This window comes from Acidisoma sp. (assembly GCF_035492295.1).
GTDB lineage: Bacteria > Pseudomonadota > Alphaproteobacteria > Acetobacterales > Acetobacteraceae > Acidisoma.
Genome location: NZ_DATJJK010000154.1, coordinates 1 through 3,657, shown reverse-complemented (window position 1 = coordinate 3,657; position 3,657 = coordinate 1). Strand labels below are relative to the sequence as shown.

Below are 3,657 nucleotides of genomic sequence, written 5' to 3'. Positions count from 1 at the left end.
CCTTGACGGCCGAGGTGCCGAGATCGATGCCGAGAAAGCAGCTCATGGTTGGAAGCCCCGTCCGCGTCCGATGATGGTGGCGCCGAACCGGTCGCGGAGCCGGTCCATAGCCTGTTGACGGGCCACCCGCCGTTCCGAATCAGGATCGGCGAGGTCGATCGGGTCTGCCTCGACCGCCGGCCGCAACGGTTGCGCGCCGAGGCCGATGAGCCGGAAGGCGGTGCCATCGGTCTCACGCGTGAGAAGCCCACGCCCGGCCTGGAAGAGTAGTTCGGGCAGCGCCGTCGGCACGGGCAGTCGCTGGCTTCGCGTGCGCAGCGCGAATTGCGCAGTCTTGAGCTTCAGCGTGATGCCACCGGCGGCATAGTCCGCGCGGCGCAGCCGCCCGCCGAGCTTTTCCGCGAGTCTCCAGAGAATGGCTTCGAGTTCGGCGGGGTTGGAAATATCCTGATCGAACGTCGTCTCGCTGCTGATGGACTTGGTTTCCCGCACCGGCACCACGCGCCGGTCGTCCTCGCCCCGCGCGCGGCGGACGAGCGCCGGCCCGTCCGGCCCCAGAAGGCGGATGGCACCCTCTGCATCCAGCCGCTGCAATTGGCCGAGCCGGGTGAGGCCGAGCGCGGTGAGCCGGGCGGTCGCCGCCGGGCCGATGCCGGGCAGCAGGCTGATCGGCTCGTTCGCCAATAAGTCCGGCGCTTCCGACCCGATGACGGAGAAGCCGCGCGGTTTGTCCCGCTCGGCCGCGAGCTTGGCGAGCAAGCGGTTATGCGAGAGGCCGATGGAGATGGTGACGCCGATCTCCTGCTCCACCCGCCGCGCGAGGCGCGCCAGCATGACGGCGGGCGGTGCACGGTGGAGGGCCTCGGTGCCCGAAAGGTCGAGCGCCGCTTCGTCGATGGAAAGCGGTTCGACGAGGGGCGAAAGATCGGCCATCAGCGCCCGGATACGGCGCGATTCGGCCACGTATTTCGCCATGTCGGGCTTCATGATCACCGCTTCGGGGCAGAGCTTCCGGGCTTTGAACATGGGCATGGCGGAGCGCACGCCCGAGAGGCGCGCGATATAGCAGGCCGTGCTGACGACGCCGCGTGTGCCGCCGCCGATGATCAGGGGTTTTGCCGCCAGTTCCGGATGGTCCCGCTTCTCCACGCTCGCATAGAAGGCGTCGCAGTCGACATGGGCGATGGCGAGGGTGAGGAGGTCCGGGTGGCTCACCGACAGCCGCGATCCGCAACGCGCGCAGAGGCGGCTCTCGCCGTCACTCGTCGCGTCGCAGGATCGGCAGAGGCGGGGCATCGCGGTTCGCTTATGATTGCCAGCAGATTACAGGGCTTCGCCCTGGAAGTTGAGTCCGGCTGGGAGAGGGTGAGGCACGAGTCTTGAATGGCGCATCCCTGAGCTGGTGAGTCCGCCCATCCTGGAGAGTGACTGCTGATGACCGACGCGCGCTTTCACCTTGGCTGGTTCATGAATTTCACGCCGGACGAATGGCGCGACCCTTTCGGCCAGGGCGGCTATCCATGGGACGGCAAATTCTACATGGAGATGGCCCGCAGCCTGGAGCGCGCCTGTTTCGATTATATCATGATCGAAGACAAGCTGATGGTGCCGGAGACCTTCGGCGGCAGCCGGGACCTCAGCCTGAAACACGCGATGATGGTGCCGAAGCATGATCCGGCGCCGCTTGCGGTTGCCATGGGCATGGCCACCAGCCGTCTCGGCGTCGTCGCCACCCTATCCACCCTCGCCTACCCGCCCTTCCTGCTCGCGCGCCTCTCCTCCACCATCGACAGCCTGACCGGCGGCCGGTTCGGCTGGAATATCGTGACGAGTGCGGAGGATCTGGCGGCGCAGAATTTCGGCTTGGACAAGTTGCCAGCGCGCGATCTCCGCTACGCCATGGCGGAGGAATATCTGGACGTGGTGAACAAGCTCTTCGCCTCCTGGGACAAGGATGCGGTGGTGCTGGACCGGGAGGCCGGCCTCTATGCCGATCCGGAGAAGGTCCATACCATCGACCACAAGGGCCGCTTCTTCAGCGTGCGTGGGCCGCTGAATACCGTGCCCTCGCCGCAGCACCGGCCGGTCTATGTGCAGGCCGGCGCTTCCCCAAAGGGGCGAGACTTTGCGGCGCGTCACGCCGAATCCATCATCTCCGTTGCGAGCGGCATCGAGAGCATGAAGGCTTTCCGCGACGATATCCGCGCCCGTGCTGCAGCCATCGGGCGCGATCCGGACAGCATCAAGGTGATGTTCTGCGTGACGCCGGTACTGGGCGAGACCTGGGAAGAGGCCGAGGAGAAGCAGCGCCGCATGGTCTCTGCCCCGCATTTCGTCACCGATATCCTGGCCTCGATTTCGGCCATCACGGAAATCGACTTCGCGCGGTTCGATCTCGACAAGCCCCTGCCCCACCGGCTGGAGACTAATGGCGAGCAGGGGTCCCTGGATAAGTTCCAGCAATGGGGCAGCGGCAAGACCTTGCGCGAACTGGTGGTGAGCGGCGCGGGCGGGCTCGTCTCCTCCATCGAGCTCACCGGCACCCCGGACATGGTGGCGGAGCGGATGGGGCGGGTGATGGAGGAGGTAGGCGGCGACGGCTTTCTGATCACGACGCCGGTGCTGCGTGTCAGTCGGCGACAGATTCTGGAGGTGGTGGATGGGCTTGTCCCGGCGCTGCAGAAGCGCGGCCTCGTCCGCAAAGCCTATGCACATGAGACGCTGCGGGAGAATTTGATGGAGTTCTAAGGAGTCCGGCCCGCTTTCATGTTACGGTCACGTGACAAGAAGGGAGGGGCACATGGGCAAAAATAAGAAGGCTAAGAAGAATGGGCCGCTGCAGGAGGATGCGCCTGAGCCGGACCCATCCGGAAAGCTGCGCAACAAGACCTATGAGGCCGAGCTGGAGCGGCTCCATGTCGAACTCGTCAAACTGCAGACCTGGGTCGTCGCTCAGGGCCTGAAGGTCTGTATCGTTTTCGAGGGACGGGATGCCGCGGGCAAGGGCGGCACCATCAAGGCGATTACGGAGCGGGTCAGTCCGCGGGTGTTTCGCGTCGTGGCGCTGCCGGCGCCGACCGAGCGCGAGAAGTCGCAATTGTACGTGCAACGCTATGTGCCGCATCTGCCGGCGGCCGGCGAGGTCGTGATCTTTGATCGTAGCTGGTACAACCGCGCGGGCGTTGAGCGGGTCATGGGTTTCTGCACGGAAGAGGTCTCGCTGAAATTCCTGGAAACCGTGCCGGGCATGGAAAAGAGCATAATCGCCTCCGGCATCATCCTGCTGAAATACTGGCTGGAAGTCAGCGAGGAGGAGCAGGAACGGCGGCTGACGGCGCGCATCTCCGACGGCCGCAAGCTGTGGAAGCTCTCGCCGATGGATCTGAAATCCTATAGCCGGTGGTATGATTATTCCCGAGCGCGGGACGATATGTTCGCGGCGACCGACACGCCCTGGGCGCCCTGGTTCGTCGTGCGGTCCGATGACAAGAAGCGAGCGCGGCTGAACACCATCTCGCACCTCCTGCGGCACATCCCCTACGAGGAAATCGAGCGGCCGACGGTGACCTTGCCGCATCGCCAGAAGCCGCACGGCTATGTCGAACCGGATTATCCGTTCAAGTTCATTCCGGAACTGACCTACCCGGTGGGGTAAGT

General features: G+C 64.9%; 3 protein-coding genes. 2 read left to right on the top strand and 1 reads right to left on the bottom strand.

The window, feature by feature from the left end; all coding sequences use genetic code 11:
* Positions 1-42: 42 nt before the first annotated feature.
* Positions 43-1,296, bottom strand: a complete 1,254-nt coding sequence (locus VL752_RS10930; RefSeq protein ID WP_325355060.1) for a DNA polymerase IV — start codon at positions 1,294-1,296, stop codon at positions 43-45.
* A gap of 138 nt (positions 1,297-1,434) precedes the next feature.
* Here VL752_RS10930 and VL752_RS10925 point away from each other — a divergent pair, with 138 nt between their 5' ends.
* Positions 1,435-2,748 (top strand): NtaA/DmoA family FMN-dependent monooxygenase, encoded by a 1,314-nt coding sequence (locus VL752_RS10925; protein ID WP_325355058.1) that lies wholly within the window; start codon positions 1,435-1,437, stop codon positions 2,746-2,748.
* Positions 2,749-2,800: 52 nt separating this feature from the next.
* Entirely contained in the window at positions 2,801-3,655 is an 855-nt protein-coding gene (gene ppk2, locus VL752_RS10920; RefSeq protein ID WP_325355056.1) for a polyphosphate kinase 2, read from the top strand.
* Positions 3,656-3,657: the final 2 nt, after the last annotated feature.